The sequence below is a fragment of the Vogesella oryzae genome (genome assembly GCF_902829295.1).
In the GTDB taxonomy this organism is placed as follows: Bacteria; Pseudomonadota; Gammaproteobacteria; order Burkholderiales; family Chromobacteriaceae; genus Vogesella; species Vogesella oryzae.
In genome coordinates this window covers 1-13,849 of record NZ_CADEPL010000004.1, presented here as the reverse complement: position 1 = coordinate 13,849, position 13,849 = coordinate 1, and the positions used below count along the sequence as shown (strand labels likewise).

The following is a 13,849-nucleotide window of genomic DNA, read 5'->3' as shown; positions in this document are numbered from 1 at the left end:
TATCTGGACGAGGACGGCTGCATGTTTATCGAAATCGGCGGCGAACCGGCGCTGGTGGACGATCGTGACCTGCTGGCGCTGGCCGGCATGATCGCTACCGGCGAGGGGCAGGAGCCGGATGAGGCCGGCTGGCAGGCATGGCGGCGTGGCGACTTGCGCCTGCAGCTGGCGTTGCCGGAAGGCGCCTTGCGACTGAAACCGTTGCCGGAGGGCGGCGTCGCCGGCAGCTATGGCGTGGTGCTGCAACCGGCGGCCTAGCGCGTTGCCAGGTTGGCCGCAGTCGGCCAGCCGGCGGTTTGCCGGCGCGTGGTATCATCACGCGCGTTTGGCGCCGGTGGCCTGTTGCCGCCGGCCGATGCCTCCGCTTCTCTCGATGCAATCCTGACATGATTCATAACTTTCTTCGCGCGCTGGCGCTGCTGGCGGCACTGTGTGCGCTGTGGCTGGCCTGGGTCATCGTGGTGCCGGTCAACCCGCCGCGCCAACCCTACAGTGTGACCATCGGCCCCAATCGCACCATGAACCAGCTGGCACGCACGCTGGAAGACGACGGTGCCGTGCGCAACCGCTGGGTGATGGTGGCGCTGTCGCGCATGATGGGCGTCGATCGCAAGCTCAAGCCGGGCATGTACCAGTTCGGCGCCGCCACCGCGATGTGGCAATACCTGTCGCGCTTTGCCGACGGCCACCCGGACCAGAGCAGCGTCACCATTATCGAAGGCTGGACTTTCCGCCAGTTCCGCTATGCCCTGCGCAATGAAAACGACCTTACCCAGGACACCGCCGGCTGGAGTGAACAACGCCTGCTGGCCGAGCTGGGCATCAACGGCAGCGTGGCCGAGGGGCTGTTCTTCCCCAGCACCTATTTCTACACCCCGGGCAGCAGCGATCTGGACATCTATCGCCGCGCCTTTCAATCGATGCAGCAGCAATTGCAGACCGTCTGGGAGGCGCGCTCGGCCGAGGTGCCGTACAGCTCGCCCTACGAGCTGCTGACCATGGCCAGTCTGGTGGAAAAGGAAACCGCGCATGAAAGCGATCGCGGCATGGTGGCCAGCGTGTTCGTCAACCGCCTGCGGGTAGGCATGCGCTTGCAGACCGACCCGTCGGTGATCTACGGCATGGGTGAGCGTTTCCGCGGCAATATCGGCAAGGCCGACCTGCGGCGCGATACGCCGTACAACACCTACACCCGCGCCGGCCTGCCGCCGACGCCGATCGCGCTGCCGGGCCGCGCCTCGCTGGACGCCGCGGCCAACCCGACACCGAGCCGCGCGCTGTACTTCGTCGCCAAGGGCGACGGCAGCGGCGAATCACAGTTTTCCGAGACGCTGGACGAGCACAATGCCGCCGTCCGCCAATACATTCTGAAGAAAGGTTCCTGATGTCCGACGCACGCTTCATCACCCTGGAGGGGCTGGACGGTGCAGGCAAGAGCACCCATCTGACGTTCATCCGTCAATGGCTGCAACAGCAGGGCATCGACGCGGTGTTTACCCGCGAACCCGGCGGCACGCCGCTGGGCGAGAAACTGCGCGAGATCCTGCTGGACATCGACACCGATGCCACGCTGGATACCGAAACCCTGCTGATGTTCGCCAGCCGCCAGGAGCTGATCTCCACCGTGATCCGTCCGCAGCTGGCGGCCGGCAAGTGGGTGGTCAGCGACCGTTTTACCGATGCCACGTTCGCCTACCAGGGCGGCGGCCGCGGCGTGCCGGCCGAGCGCATCGCCGTGCTGGAGCACTGGGTGCAGCAGGGTCTGCAGCCGCATCTGACCATTCTGCTGGACGTGCCGCTGGAAGTGGCGCGGGCGCGCCTGGCCGGCAGCCGGCTGCCGGACCGCTTCGAACAGGAGCGCGAGGATTTCCACCAGCGGGTGCGCCAGATGTATCTGGCCCGTGCCCAGGCCAATCCGCAGCGTTTTCTGGTGCTGGATGCCAGCAGCGACCTCGCCGACATCCAGCAACGCATCGCCGCGGCGCTGGCGGCATTGCAGGACGCCGGCTGATGCGTTTCCCGTGGCAGCACGCCGACTGGCAAAGGTTGGCCGCACACTTCGACCGCCTGCCTAATGCCTGGCTGTTTACCGGCCCGTCCGGCATCGGCAAGAGCGAGTTCGCTCATGAGGTGGCCAAGGCGCTGCTGTGCGAAAACCGCCAGCCGGATCAGCATGCCTGCGGCCAGTGCCAGGCCTGTCACTGGTTTGCGGCCGGCAATCATCCGGATTATCGCCATCTCGCCCCGGCGCAGGACGACGAGGACGACGAGGGCAAGGAAGGCAAGGCTGCCAAGCGCAAGCTGCCGGTGATCAAGATTGACGGCGTGCGCGAGGTCATCGAGTTCGCGCACCTGTCGTCGCACCGGGGCGGGCTGCGCGTGGTGGTGGTGGAGCCGGCGGAAAGCCTGAATCCGGCCGCGGCCAACGCCTTGCTGAAAGTACTGGAAGAACCGCCCGCCGAGGTGGTGTTCCTGCTGGTGGCTGATGCGCCGCAGCGTTTGTTGCCCACCATCAAGAGCCGCTGCCGCCAGTTTCCGCTGAGCGCGCCGGCGCCGGAGGTGGCGCTGGCCTGGCTATCGCAGCAGGGGCTGGAGAACGCGACGGCGGAGCTGGCGTTTCACGGTGGCATGCCGGTGTTCGAACACGATGCCGACATGGCCGCCATCCGCCAGGACTTCATCGCCAGCCTGACCCAGATCGGCATGGGCAGCGTGCTGGCAGCGATGGAAAAGCTCGATCGCCACAAACTGCCGCTGGCATTGCCGCTGGGCTGGCTGGGCAAGTGGCTGCATGATCTGGCCAGTTTGAAGCTGGCCGGCATGGTTCGCTATTATCCGGATATGCAGCCGGCGATGACTCGCCTGTTGCCGCGGCTGGACATGCAGCAATTGATGCATTGCCAGCGCGAACTGAATCTGCTGCTGCCGTTCGGGCAGCATACCCTGGTGACCCGTTTGCAACTGGAGGCCCTGCTGATGCACTACCTGAAAGTGTTCAGCGGCAAAAACTGATGACCGAATCCACTTCGCCCGCAGCCACCGACAACAAGCCGGAAGGCGCCCGCCCAGGCGTGCTGTCGCTGGCCATCAAGGAGCGCAGCGCGCTGTTTGCTGCCTACATGCCGTTCCTGAACAATGGCGGCATCTTCGTGCCGACGGTGCGCAGCTACCAGCTGGGGGATGAGGTGTTCCTGCTGCTGACATTGCTCGACGACCCGCAGAAAGTCGCGGTGCAGGGCAAGGTAGTGTGGATTACGCCGGCCGCCGGTAACACCAACCGCAGCCAGGGTGTCGGTATCGAGTTTGCCGATAGTGACGCCGGCAAGCAGGCGCGTGCCCGCATCGAGACCCTGCTGGGCGGGGCGCTCAATTCCACGCGGCCAACCCATACCATGTAATTTGCTGCGGCCAGGGTTGGCCGCAGTTTTTTCGTAGAGACAGTCATGCTGGTTGATTCCCACTGCCATATCAATTTTCCCGACCTGGCCGCGCGCATGCCGGAAGTGCTGGCCAATATGGCGGCCAACGGCGTAGGCCACGCCATGGTGATCGGGGTCAGCAAGCCCAAGTATCCGGAAGTGCTGGCGCTGGCCGAGGCGCATGCCAATCTGTTCGCCACCGTCGGCATTCATCCGGATGATCCGGAGGCGGAAGAGTTCAGCGAAGACGAACTGGTGGCGCATGCCGCGCACCCCAAGGTGGTGGGCATCGGCGAGACCGGTCTTGATTATCACTGGTGCCAGGGCGATCTGGGCTGGCAGCACGAGCGATTTGCGGTGCATATCCGCGCTGCACGGCGGGTTAGCCTGCCGCTGGTGATTCACACCCGCTCCTCGGCACAGGACACCGTGCGGCTGATGCGCGAGCACGGCGCCGATGCGGTAGGCGGGGTGATGCATTGCTTTACCGAGACCTGGGACATTGCCCGCCTGGCTCTGGATCTGGGGTTCTACATTTCGCTGTCCGGCATCGTGACGTTCAAGAACGCCGCGGTGGTGAAGGAAGTGGCGCAGAAAGTACCGCTGGATCGCCTGCTGGTGGAAACCGACTCGCCGTATCTGGCGCCGGTGCCGTATCGCGGCAAGACCAACGAGCCGGCCTACGTGAAGCATGTGGCCGAGCATATTGCCGAGCTGCGCGGCATACCGTTCGACAAACTGGCGAGCGCCACCACCGACAATTACTTCCGCCTGTTTGCCAAGGCGCAGCGCCTGCCGGCGTAAGGGGGCGTGATGACTTCGGTGCAATGGACGGTACTGGGCTGCGGCTCCAGTAGCGGCACGCCGGCCATCGGCTGCGATTGTCCCACCTGCAGTTCGCCCGATGCGCGCAATGTGCGCACCCGCTGTTCGGCTTACGTGCGCATCGGCGATAGCGGCGTGCTGATCGACACCTCGCCGGACTTGCGCCAGCAGGCGCTGCGCGAGGGCATCAGCCGCGTGGATGCGGTGCTGTATACCCACCCGCATGCCGACCATCTCAACGGTATCGATGACCTGCGCGCGTTCTGCTACGTCAAGCGCGGGCCTATCACGCTATATGGCAACCCGTTCACCCTTGACAATATCCGCCGCCGCTTCGATTACGCCCTGGCGCCACCGTCGCCGGTGTGGGATAAGCCGGTGCTGGTGACCGAGACGGTGACGGCGCCGTTCAGCATCGGTGGCGTGACGGTGACGCCGATCCCGCTGCAGCATGGTGCCTGGCCTTGCCTGGGCTGGCGCATCGGCAATACCGCCTGGCTGACCGATGTGTCGGAAATTCCGGATAGCAGCCTAGCCTTGTTGCAGGGGCTGGATACGCTGTTTCTCGACTGTCTGCGACCGGAGCCGTACCCGTCGCACCTGCATCTGGCGGCCTCGCTGGCGTGGGCGCAAAGGTTGGCCGCACGCCAGACCTGGCTGATTCATATGACGCACCAGCTGGAATACCACGCGCTTGGCGCGCAGTGTCCGGCCGGAGTGCATGTTGCTTACGATGGCTTGCAGTTGCCGGCCACTACCCTGGAACAATGATGGAAATCCTGCTGATTGTCGTAACCTGCCTGGTCGGGCTGCTGTTCTCCGCCGCGGTGGCGATGTTTTATGTCGGCTGCCTGGGCGCTACCATGGCGGCATTCAATAACGGCCGCATCGTCTGGGGCAGCCTGTCGTTCTTTGTGCCGCCGCTGGCGCTGCTGTACGGTATCCGTAACAAGGAGCAGGTGGGCTGGAGCTATGCCTTCATGACCAAAGGCGGGGCGGCGGTGGCGGTGATGCTGTTGCTGGCCTGGGGTGGCCTGCACCTGTTGCCGGTATCGCATTACGGGCAGGGCGATTTGATGGAGCGGCTGCTGCCGCAACCCGAGCAGCAGTAATGCTGCTCAGACCGGCCTGAGCAGCTGGCGCGCGGCAGTTACCAGCGCAGCCGACAGCTGTTCCAGCCGCGGTGCCTGCACTTTCCAGCTGTGCCAGTACAACGCCACGTCCACCGGGCGTTCCGGCAGTAAATCCAGCAAGCCGTCGTGGCCGCCATGTGCGGCCACTTGTACTTCTGGCAGCATGCCCCAGCCCAGCCCCAGTCGTACCGCCTGCAGGTAGGGATCGGACGCCGGCAGAAAATGGCAGGGGCAGGCAGCCTGTGCCAGGCCAAAATGCTGTTGCAGCCAGTTGTCCTGCAGTTTGTCCTTGCGGTTGTAGATCATCACCGGCGCCGAGCGCAGCGCATCGCGGGTGACACCGGCAGCGAAGTGGCGCTGCATGTAGTCCGGCGCAGCCATCGCGCGGTAGCGCATCACCCCCAGCGGCTGGCTGCTGCAGCCGCGCATTGCCTGCGGCTCGGTGGAGACGCAGCCGACGGCCAGACCGGCCTGCAGCAGGCTGTAGGTATGGTCCTGATCGTCTACCGTTATCTCCAGCAGAATGCCTTTGTCGATCAGGAACGGTGCCAATGCCGGCAGAAACCAGCTGCCGACACTATCGGCATTGAGTGCCAGCGGCACGCTGAGCAGCGTGGCGGCATCGTCGGCGAAGCTGGCGGCCAGATCGGCCTCCAGCAGCGCGGCGCGTTGCAGATGTTGCAGCAGCAGGCGGCCTTCGCGGGTCGGACGGCAGGGGCGGCTGCGTACCAGCAGCGGTTTGCCCAGACTTTCCTCCAGTGCGCGGATGCGTTGCGACAGTGCCGACGGCGTAACGTGCAATTGCCGGGCCGCCGCTTCCAGGCTGCCGCTGGCAATGGCGGCCTGAAATGCCTCGCTCTGGCGCGGGTCGAGTTTCATGCTTGCGGCCAACCTTATATTAAGAATTTTTAATGATACGGCAGAAATATTAATCCTGCTGTTGGTGCGGGGCGGGTTGCGGCAAGCTGGCGGCTATCGGATTGCAGGAGCAGGACAGATGAACAGCGTGGTATTTCTCAAGGGAATGGGGTTGGGTGCCAGTCTGATCATGGCGATCGGCTCGCAGAATGCCCATGTGCTGCGCATGGGGCTGCTGCGCCAGCATGTTGCGGCCACGGTACTGGTCTGCATCGTGTGCGACATGCTGCTGATCAGTGCCGGCGTGGCCGGCATGGGCGTGCTGATCCAGCACAGTCCGCTGCTGCTGGAGTTGGCCCGCTGGGGCGGTGCGGCATTCCTGTTCTGGTACGGCCTGCGCGCCTGGCGTGCGGTACTGGGTAACGATAGCCTCGCCGTTGCCGGCGGCCAGAGCCGGATTCCGCTGCGGCAAGCACTGCTCACCGTGCTGGCGATGACGCTGCTCAACCCGCACGTGTACCTGGACACCGTGGTGCTGCTGGGCTCGATCGGCGGGCAGCAGCCGGAAGGCAGCCGCGCGTGGTTCGCGGCCGGCGCCAGCTGTGCCTCACTGTTGTGGTTCCTGTCGCTGGGCTACGGTGCCCGCCTGCTGGCGCCGCTGTTTGCCAAACCGCTGTCGTGGCGGGTGCTGGATGGCATAGTGGGCAGTGTGATGTGGAGCCTGGCCGGCGCGCTGGTGTTGTCCTGAGCTAGCCAAGCGGGTTGGCCGCAGCCTGCCAGTGGCGCATTTCTTCCGCGATAAAGTATGCCACCAGCTGGCGGTACAACTGGCCGATGACTGCCGGTGCCAGTCCGGCCTCGGCCGCCCACTGCTGCCGTTGCTGCAGCATGGCCTCCAGCCGCTGCGGTGCGCGCACGGCCTGCTGATCCTGTTTGAACGGTGCGGCCGCTTTGACATGGCCGAAGCGCTCGCCCAGCAGCTGGATGACATGGTGGTCGATAGCGTCGATTTGCTGGCGGATTTCCGCCAGTGATGCGCATTGCGCCGGTGTCTGGCACGGGGTCATCAGCTGCCTTCCTGCCGTCGTAGCTGTTCCTGGCGTTCGCTGGCGGCAAAGTGGCTGATCATGGTGCGGTAGATCTTGGCGGTGAGCGCCGCATCCGCCCCCAGTTCGCCGGATAGCCGGCTGACGCGGCGCATCACCTGGTCGGTGCGCTTGCCGTCTTCGCTGGCGTCGCTGGCATGCTTGAAGCCCGCGGCCTGTTGCACATACAGCCCGCGCTCGGCAATCAGGCTGACGATGGCGCGATCGAGTCGATCAATCTGCTCGCGTACTTCTGCCAGGTTACGGCAGTCATAGATCCATTCCATGCTGTGCTCCCCTTATGCCTGCGGCCAACGTGCAAAGGTTGGCCGCAAGAAATCAACTCTCAGTAGTAATTCAGGCCCATGGCAGCTTTGACTTCGGCCAGGGTTTGCGCTGCCACGGTACGGGCGCGGGCGGTGCCGGCCTTGAGCATGGCCATCACTTCGCCGGGGTCGCGGGCGTATTCTTCGCGGCGGGCGCGAATCGGCGCCAGCATCGCCTGCAGACGCTCTTCCAGCAGCTTTTTCAGCGTGCTGTCGCCGAGGCCGCCGCGCATGTAGTGGGCCTTGAGCTCGGCAACCATCGCGCTATCCGGCTCGAAAGCATCCAGGTAGGTGAACACCACATTGCCTGCCACCTGTCCCGGGTCATCGACGCGCAGATGGTTGGCGTCGGTGTACATCATCTTCACCGCCTGGCTGATTTCGTCGGCGCTGGCCGATAGCGGCAGGGCATTGCCCAGCGATTTGGACATCTTGGTCTTGCCGTCGATGCCGGGCAGGCGGGCGCCGGTGGCCGGCACCACCGCGCGGGATTCCACCAGCACCTCGCGGCCAACGCTGTGGTTGAAGCGGCGCACGATCTCGTTGGTCTGCTCGATCATTGGGATCTGGTCTTCGCCGACCGGCACGATGCTGGCCTTGAAGGCGGTGATGTCGGCGGCCTGCGCGGCCGGGTAGGTGAGGAAGCCGGCCGGGATGTCACGCTCGTAGCCGCGCTGCTTGATCTCGTCCTTGATGGTGGGGTTGCGTTCCAGCCGCGACACGGTGACCAGGTTCAGGTAGTAGGACGCAAGTTCCATCAGCTCCGGCACCAGGCTCTGGATGAAGATGGTGCTCTTGGCTGGGTCGATGCCGACAGCCAGATAGTCCAGTGCTACCTGCAGCACGTTGTCGCGCACTTTCAGGTAGTTGCCCATGTTATCGGTCAGCGCCTGGGCGTCGGCGAGCAACAGGAACTGCTGGCAGCGATCCTGCAGGATCACGCGGTTACGCAGCGAACCGACGTAATGGCCCAGATGCAGCGGACCGGTGGTGCGGTCGCCGGTAAGAATGATGTCGTCGCTGCCGATGTGGCTGAGGCTGTCCATGCTGATCTCCGTTGTCTGGGAGACCGACTTGGCGCTGGGGGGGGGGACTACTGGAAAAAACTAACCCGGGGCGCCTTGTCGGCTGCTCCCGGGTTTGCTTGTGCGTACGCAACCTGGGTGCCGCCGTTAGTGGCGCCACCAGGAAAAAAAGAAAAAGGAGGTTGCGTTGCGTGTGTTCATGCTTTTCATCACAACATGGCTGGCAGCAGGCAGTCAAGCATAAATTTGACTGCCGTGCCGGGCCTAGAAGCGGCGCACCAGATGGGCGTTGTGCATGATGGTAGAGGCAATTTCCTCGATCGACATGTGGGTGGTGCTGATGAACTGCACGCCGTGATGGCGGAACATGGATTCGGCCTCGTTTACCTCGCGGCGGCAGTTGTCCATGCTGGCGTAGCGCGAGTCCGGTCGCCGCTCCGAGCGGATATGGTGCAGGCGCGACGGGTCGATGGTCAGGCCGAACATCTTCTGCTTGAACGGCAGCAGCATCTTGGGCAGCGTCGGGCTGTCCAGGTCATCCGGCGTCAGTGGGTAGTTGGCCGCCTTGATGCCGTATTGCAGTGCCAGATACAGGCAGGTCGGCGTCTTGCCGGAGCGCGAGACACCCACCAGGATCACATCGGCTTCGTCCAGGTCTTTCAGTTTTACGCCGTCATCATGATTCAGCGAGAAGTTCACCGCTTCGATACGGTGATCGTACTTTTCCTCGTCGTCCATGCCGTGGGCCTTGCCGACCGACATGGTGGCCTTTTCGCCGAGTTCTGCTTCCAATTCGCCAATAAATGTCTGGAAGAAGTCGATAACCAGCGCATTCTTTACCTGCATTGCCGCGCGGACATCGGCTTTGATGATGCTGGTGAATACCAGTGGCTTGCGGTGGTCGCTGGCGGCAATTTCGTCGATACGGCGGGCAAGCTCCTGCGCTTTCTCCACGGTATCGATGAAAGGCTCGGTTTCGCGGTTGAATTCCTCGGTATCGAACTGGGTGAGCAGGGTATTGCCGAGGGATTCTGCGGTGATACCGGTGCGATCGGAAACAAAGAAGACGGTGCGGCGGTTTGGCATGCTATGTCCTGCTAGGTATTGGGGGCGCAAGCTACAGTCTGTGCCCAATTGCCGGACGCGACAAGATCGTGCCTAGTAATGTGACATTCGTTTTTCAGTTTCATGTAGTCGATAAATTACATTTTGCCTTTGCCAACAATGGGATAGGATCATGGTCAGCGGGCGGACCCCTGTTCCGGCAAGGGAAAACCCCGCGTTGTGCATCGCAAAAGTTGCTACGCAAACAAGGGGTTGTTCGGCTAGAATGCGGTCTTCCCTATCGTCCAATCCAACACAGGAAGTGAAGTGATGGCAGAGAACTACGTCATCTGGTTCGAGAAGCTGCGTATGACTGACGTCGAAAGCGTAGGCGGTAAAAACGCCTCGCTCGGCGAAATGATCAGCCAGCTGGCAAATTCCGGCGTGCGAGTGCCGGGGGGCTTTGCGACTACCGCAGATGCCTACCGCGATTTTCTTCGACACAACGGACTAGCCGACCGGATTAACGACGCCCTTGGCAAACTGGATGTCGATGATGTGACGGAGCTGGCGAAAGTCGGCAAGCAAATCCGTCAGTGGATCATCGATACTCCGTTCCCAGAGAAGCTTGAAAATGACGTCAAGCAAGCCTGGGAAAAAATGGTTGCCGATGCCGGTGGCGCCGATATCTCCGTAGCAGTCCGCTCCTCTGCCACCGCAGAAGACCTCCCCGATGCCTCGTTCGCGGGCCAGCAAGAAACCTTCCTGAATATCCGTGGCCTTGAGAACGTCAAAGACGCCATCAAGCACGTATTCGCCTCCCTGTATAACGATCGCGCCATTTCCTACCGTGTGCATAAAGGCTTTGCCCACGACGTGGTGGCGTTGTCGGCGGGTATCCAGCGCATGGTGCGCTCCGATACCGGCGCGGCCGGCGTGATGTTCACCATCGATACCGAATCCGGCTTCGAGGACGTGGTATTTGTTACCGCTTCCTACGGCCTGGGTGAGACCGTGGTGCAGGGCGCAGTGAACCCGGACGAGTTCTATGTTCACAAGCCGACCCTGAAAGCTGGCCGTCCGGCCATCCTGCGCAAGACTATGGGCTCCAAGCTGATCAAGATGGAGTTCACCGACGCGTCGCAAGCCGGTCGCTCGGTTCGTACCGTCGATGTGGAACCGGAGCAGCGCAAGCAGTTCTCGATTACCGACGCCGAAGTGGCCGAACTGGCCCACTACGCGCTGATCATCGAGAAGCATTACGACCGCCCGATGGATATCGAGTGGGGCCGTGATGGTGAAGACGGCAAACTGTACATCCTGCAGGCTCGTCCGGAGACGGTTAAGTCGCAGGAAAACCGCAAGGACACCCTGCGTCGCTACCGCCTGAACAGCAAGTCCACCGTGCTGTGCGAAGGCCGTGCCATTGGCCAGAAAATCGGCCAGGGCGTGGTGCGCACCATCAAGGATGCTTCCGAGATGGATCGTGTGCAGGCTGGTGACGTGCTGGTAACCGACATGACCGACCCGGATTGGGAGCCGGTAATGAAGCGTGCCGCTGCCATTGTGACCAACCGCGGCGGCCGTACCTGCCACGCAGCGATTATCGCGCGTGAACTGGGTATTCCGGCAGTGGTGGGTTGTGGTGATGCCACCGCCGTGCTGAAAGAAGGCATGCAGGTGACTGTTTCCTGCGCCGAAGGCGATACCGGCAACATCTACGACGGTCTGCTGGACGTGGAAATCGTTGATCTGGAACTGGACAAGATGCCCAAGTCCCCGGTCAAGATCATGATGAACGTCGGTAACCCGGAACTGGCCTTCGACTTCGCGCAGCTGCCGAACGAAGGCGTGGGTCTGGCGCGCATGGAGTTCGTGATCAACCGCCAGATCGGTATCCACCCGAAAGCGCTGCTGGAGTTCGACCGCCTGCCGGCCGACCTGAAAGCCACCATCAGCGACCGTATCGCCGGTTACGCCAGTCCGGTCGACTTCTATGTCGACAAGATCGCCGAGGGTGTATCCACCCTGGCTGCAGCGTTTACCCCGAAAAAGGTGATCGTACGCATGTCCGACTTCAAGTCGAACGAGTACGCCAACCTGATCGGCGGCCAACTGTACGAGCCGCACGAAGAGAACCCGATGATCGGTTTCCGTGGTGCCGCCCGCTACGTGGCCGACAGCTTCCGCGACTGCTTCGAGCTGGAATGCCGAGCCATCAAGAAGGTGCGCGATGTGATGGGCCTCACCAACGTGGAAGTGATGATCCCGTTCGTGCGTACCCTGGCCGAAGCCGAGAAAGTCATCGAGATTCTGGCCGCCAACGGCCTGAAACGTGGTGAGAATGGCCTGCGCCTGATCATGATGTGCGAACTGCCGACCAACGCGGTTCTGGCCGAGAAGTTCCTGCAGTTCTTCGACGGCTTCTCCATCGGTTCCAACGACATGACCCAGCTTACCCTGGGCGTGGACCGTGACTCCGGTGGCCCGATTGCCTCTACCTTCGACGAGCGTAACGAAGCCGTGAAAGCTATGCTGCACATGGCCATCCAGGCTTGCCGCAAGCTCGACAAGTATGTGGGCATCTGTGGTCAAGGTCCGTCTGACCATCCGGACTTCGCCAAGTGGCTGGTAGAGGAAGGTATCGAAACCATCTCCCTCAACCCGGATACCGTGGTGGAAACCTGGCTGTATCTGGCCAAGGAACTGAACGTCTAAGGTTGGCCGCAAGGTCGACGCAACGCCCGACAGCGCAGCGGTGAGACACCGTTGCCCGCCTGTCGGGCGTTTTTCATGGCTATTTTCATGTAGTCATGCACCAACATCCCGCAGCCGAAAAGTGCAGTGGTAAACTGCTTTTCATCGAACTTATCAATGCCTTGCGATACGAGGAACAGCATGAGCCGTATCTCCCTTTCCCGTTTTCTGATTGAAGAACAGCGCCAGCATGGTGCCTTGCCACCGGATCTGCGTTTGCTGATCGAAACCGTGGCTCGTGCCTGCAAGGCTATCGCCCACTCTGTCAACAAAGGAGCATTGGCAGGAGTGCTCGGTGATGCCGGTACCGGCAACGTGCAGGGCGAAGCCCAGAAAAAGCTGGATGTGATTGCCAACGATATCCTGCTGGAAGCCAACGAGTGGGGGGGCAACCTTGGTGCGATGGCGTCCGAAGAAATGGAGTTGCCGCACTCCATTCCTGACCACATGCCGCGTGGTCGCTACCTGCTGATGTTCGATCCGCTGGACGGCTCTTCCAATATCGATGTCAATATTTCTGTCGGCACCATCTTCTCGGTACTGGAAGCGCCGGAAGGTAACAACCAGCCTACCGAGCAAGACTTTCTGCAGCCGGGTAGTCGTCAGGTCGCTGCCGGTTATGCCGTTTACGGCCCGCAAAACATGCTGGTGCTGACCTTTGGTCAAGGCGTATATGGTTTTACTCTCGATCGTGAGCTGGGTTCCTGGGTGCTGACCAATTCACGCATGCAGGTGCCGGAAACCACCAAGGAATTTGCCATCAACATGTCCAATATGCGCCACTGGGAAGCGCCGGTGCGTCGTTATATCGATGAAATGCTGGCAGGCTCCGAAGGCCCGCTGGGCAAGGACTACAATATGCGCTGGGTGGCCTCCATGGTGGCCGAAGTGCATCGCATCCTGGTACGTGGTGGTGTGTTCATGTATCCGAAGGATGCGCGTGATCCGGCCAAGCCGGGCAAATTGCGCCTGATGTATGAAGGCAATCCGATGGCTTTCATCATCGAACAGGCGGGCGGTGTTGCTACTAATGGCTACCAGCGGATTCTCGATATTCAGCCTTCCGGTTTGCATGAGCGCGTGGCCGTATTCCTTGGCTCCAGGGAAGAGGTTGAACGTGTTACCAGTTATCACCAGTCCTGATAATTTTGTTGTGCAAGTAGAAAGGTTGGCCGCGGCCAACCTTTTTTGCTTTTTTCTACCTTGTAGATCAATAGCTTGTCGAATTCGTGGCGGTTTTTGTGCTTCGGGGTGTTGACGGGTTTTGGTGTGTGTCTTATAAACATCTGACGCTTCCGACGGGATTCAGGGTGTGGGGTTTTGGGGGTGGCGGGCGCATTTAAAAAAAAAAAAAGAATGGCGAGAGAGGGAAGCGCG

General features: G+C 61.9%; 17 protein-coding genes and 1 pseudogene. 11 read left to right on the top strand and 7 right to left on the bottom strand.

Going from position 1 to position 13,849, the window contains the following annotated elements; translation table 11 throughout:
• From HU218_RS01755 to HU218_RS01720, 8 genes and pseudogenes are all read left to right on the top strand, one after another.
• A pseudogene (locus HU218_RS01755) lies at positions 1 to 258 on the top strand (hypothetical protein); the annotation flags it as partial.
• Between the two features lie 128 nt (positions 259 to 386).
• The gene (gene mltG / locus HU218_RS01750; protein WP_174873228.1) at positions 387 to 1,385 is read left to right on the top strand and encodes an endolytic transglycosylase MltG; all 999 of its coding nucleotides are present in this window, start codon (positions 387 to 389) and stop codon (positions 1,383 to 1,385) included.
• Positions 1,385 to 2,011 (top strand): dTMP kinase, encoded by a 627-nt coding sequence (gene tmk / locus HU218_RS01745; protein WP_174873227.1) that lies wholly within the window; start codon positions 1,385 to 1,387, stop codon positions 2,009 to 2,011. Before mltG ends, tmk begins: the two co-directional genes overlap by 1 nt.
• Positions 2,011 to 3,012 (top strand): DNA polymerase III subunit delta', encoded by a 1,002-nt coding sequence (gene holB / locus HU218_RS01740; RefSeq protein ID WP_174873226.1) that lies wholly within the window; start codon positions 2,011 to 2,013, stop codon positions 3,010 to 3,012. The genes tmk and holB overlap by 1 nt, the downstream gene beginning before the upstream one ends.
• Complete coding sequence (locus tag HU218_RS01735) at positions 3,012 to 3,398, top strand: PilZ domain-containing protein (RefSeq protein WP_174873225.1); 387 nt, start codon at positions 3,012 to 3,014, stop codon at positions 3,396 to 3,398. The genes holB and HU218_RS01735 overlap by 1 nt, the downstream gene beginning before the upstream one ends.
• Positions 3,399 to 3,443: 45 nt before the next feature.
• On the top strand, positions 3,444 to 4,223 hold the full coding sequence (locus HU218_RS01730) for a TatD family hydrolase (protein ID WP_174873224.1): 780 nt from the start codon (positions 3,444 to 3,446) through the stop codon (positions 4,221 to 4,223).
• 9 nt (positions 4,224 to 4,232) lie between these two features.
• The gene (locus tag HU218_RS01725; RefSeq protein ID WP_174873223.1) at positions 4,233 to 5,015 is read left to right on the top strand and encodes an MBL fold metallo-hydrolase; all 783 of its coding nucleotides are present in this window, start codon (positions 4,233 to 4,235) and stop codon (positions 5,013 to 5,015) included.
• Positions 5,015 to 5,356, top strand: coding sequence for a hypothetical protein (locus tag HU218_RS01720; protein WP_217450686.1), 342 nt, complete (start codon positions 5,015 to 5,017; stop codon positions 5,354 to 5,356). The genes HU218_RS01725 and HU218_RS01720 overlap by 1 nt, the downstream gene beginning before the upstream one ends.
• A gap of 6 nt (positions 5,357 to 5,362) precedes the next feature.
• Here the strand turns inward: HU218_RS01720 and HU218_RS01715 are convergent, their stop codons facing one another.
• Positions 5,363 to 6,256 carry a LysR family transcriptional regulator ArgP gene (locus tag HU218_RS01715; protein ID WP_174873221.1) on the bottom strand — a complete coding sequence of 298 codons (894 nt, stop codon included), beginning with the start codon at positions 6,254 to 6,256 and terminating at the stop codon, positions 5,363 to 5,365.
• 118 nt (positions 6,257 to 6,374) lie between these two features.
• Here HU218_RS01715 and HU218_RS01710 point away from each other — a divergent pair, with 118 nt between their 5' ends.
• Positions 6,375 to 6,983: a LysE/ArgO family amino acid transporter gene (locus HU218_RS01710; protein WP_174873220.1), complete on the top strand. Its 609-nt coding sequence runs from the start codon at positions 6,375 to 6,377 to the stop codon at positions 6,981 to 6,983.
• A 1-nt stretch (position 6,984) separates the two neighbouring features.
• Here HU218_RS01710 and HU218_RS01705 read toward each other — a convergent pair whose 3' ends face one another.
• From HU218_RS01705 to ppsR, 4 genes are all read right to left on the bottom strand, one after another.
• Positions 6,985 to 7,302 (bottom strand): isochorismate lyase, encoded by a 318-nt coding sequence (locus tag HU218_RS01705; RefSeq protein ID WP_174873219.1) that lies wholly within the window; start codon positions 7,300 to 7,302, stop codon positions 6,985 to 6,987.
• The gene (locus tag HU218_RS01700) at positions 7,302 to 7,607 is read right to left on the bottom strand and encodes a chorismate mutase (protein WP_174873218.1); all 306 of its coding nucleotides are present in this window, start codon (positions 7,605 to 7,607) and stop codon (positions 7,302 to 7,304) included. The genes HU218_RS01705 and HU218_RS01700 overlap by 1 nt, the downstream gene beginning before the upstream one ends.
• Positions 7,608 to 7,666: 59 nt before the next feature.
• Positions 7,667 to 8,692, bottom strand: coding sequence for a tryptophan--tRNA ligase (trpS, locus tag HU218_RS01695; RefSeq protein WP_174873217.1), 1,026 nt, complete (start codon positions 8,690 to 8,692; stop codon positions 7,667 to 7,669).
• A 243-nt stretch (positions 8,693 to 8,935) separates the two neighbouring features.
• Positions 8,936 to 9,757 carry a posphoenolpyruvate synthetase regulatory kinase/phosphorylase PpsR gene (gene ppsR / locus HU218_RS01690; protein WP_174873216.1) on the bottom strand — a complete coding sequence of 274 codons (822 nt, stop codon included), beginning with the start codon at positions 9,755 to 9,757 and terminating at the stop codon, positions 8,936 to 8,938.
• Positions 9,758 to 10,045: 288 nt separating this feature from the next.
• On the opposite strand from ppsR, the gene ppsA reads away from it, so the two are divergent.
• Positions 10,046 to 12,433 carry a phosphoenolpyruvate synthase gene (ppsA, locus tag HU218_RS01685; RefSeq protein WP_174873215.1) on the top strand — a complete coding sequence of 796 codons (2,388 nt, stop codon included), beginning with the start codon at positions 10,046 to 10,048 and terminating at the stop codon, positions 12,431 to 12,433.
• On the opposite strand, the gene HU218_RS01680 is transcribed toward ppsA, so the two are convergent.
• Positions 12,430 to 12,615: a hypothetical protein gene (locus tag HU218_RS01680; protein WP_174873214.1), complete on the bottom strand. Its 186-nt coding sequence runs from the start codon at positions 12,613 to 12,615 to the stop codon at positions 12,430 to 12,432. The genes ppsA and HU218_RS01680 overlap by 4 nt on opposite strands.
• On the opposite strand from HU218_RS01680, the gene HU218_RS01675 reads away from it, so the two are divergent.
• Complete coding sequence (locus HU218_RS01675; protein WP_174873213.1) at positions 12,614 to 13,615, top strand: class 1 fructose-bisphosphatase; 1,002 nt, start codon at positions 12,614 to 12,616, stop codon at positions 13,613 to 13,615. The genes HU218_RS01680 and HU218_RS01675 overlap by 2 nt on opposite strands.
• On the opposite strand, the gene HU218_RS16745 is transcribed toward HU218_RS01675, so the two are convergent.
• The coding region (locus HU218_RS16745) for a hypothetical protein (RefSeq protein WP_217450685.1) at positions 13,603 to 13,849 on the bottom strand (247 nt) is incomplete at its 5' end. The genes HU218_RS01675 and HU218_RS16745 overlap by 13 nt on opposite strands.

Bases quoted from the DNA above. Each gene is read 5' to 3' on its own strand.
- mltG (WP_174873228.1), top strand. From the start codon at position 387: ATGATTCATAACTTTCTTCGCGCGCTGGCGCTGCTGGCGGCACTGTGT.
- tmk (WP_174873227.1), top strand. From the start codon at position 1,385: ATGTCCGACGCACGCTTCATCACCCTGGAGGGGCTGGACGGTGCAGGC.
- holB (WP_174873226.1), top strand. From the start codon at position 2,011: ATGCGTTTCCCGTGGCAGCACGCCGACTGGCAAAGGTTGGCCGCACAC.
- HU218_RS01735 (WP_174873225.1), top strand. From the start codon at position 3,012: ATGACCGAATCCACTTCGCCCGCAGCCACCGACAACAAGCCGGAAGGC.
- HU218_RS01730 (WP_174873224.1), top strand. From the start codon at position 3,444: ATGCTGGTTGATTCCCACTGCCATATCAATTTTCCCGACCTGGCCGCG.
- HU218_RS01725 (WP_174873223.1), top strand. From the start codon at position 4,233: ATGACTTCGGTGCAATGGACGGTACTGGGCTGCGGCTCCAGTAGCGGC.
- HU218_RS01720 (WP_217450686.1), top strand. From the start codon at position 5,015: ATGGAAATCCTGCTGATTGTCGTAACCTGCCTGGTCGGGCTGCTGTTC.
- HU218_RS01715 (WP_174873221.1), bottom strand. From the start codon at position 6,256: ATGAAACTCGACCCGCGCCAGAGCGAGGCATTTCAGGCCGCCATTGCC.
- HU218_RS01710 (WP_174873220.1), top strand. From the start codon at position 6,375: ATGAACAGCGTGGTATTTCTCAAGGGAATGGGGTTGGGTGCCAGTCTG.
- HU218_RS01705 (WP_174873219.1), bottom strand. From the start codon at position 7,302: ATGACCCCGTGCCAGACACCGGCGCAATGCGCATCACTGGCGGAAATC.
- HU218_RS01700 (WP_174873218.1), bottom strand. From the start codon at position 7,607: ATGGAATGGATCTATGACTGCCGTAACCTGGCAGAAGTACGCGAGCAG.
- trpS (WP_174873217.1), bottom strand. From the start codon at position 8,692: ATGGACAGCCTCAGCCACATCGGCAGCGACGACATCATTCTTACCGGC.
- ppsR (WP_174873216.1), bottom strand. From the start codon at position 9,757: ATGCCAAACCGCCGCACCGTCTTCTTTGTTTCCGATCGCACCGGTATC.
- ppsA (WP_174873215.1), top strand. From the start codon at position 10,046: ATGGCAGAGAACTACGTCATCTGGTTCGAGAAGCTGCGTATGACTGAC.
- HU218_RS01675 (WP_174873213.1), top strand. From the start codon at position 12,614: ATGAGCCGTATCTCCCTTTCCCGTTTTCTGATTGAAGAACAGCGCCAG.
- HU218_RS01680 (WP_174873214.1), bottom strand. From the start codon at position 12,615: ATGCTGTTCCTCGTATCGCAAGGCATTGATAAGTTCGATGAAAAGCAG.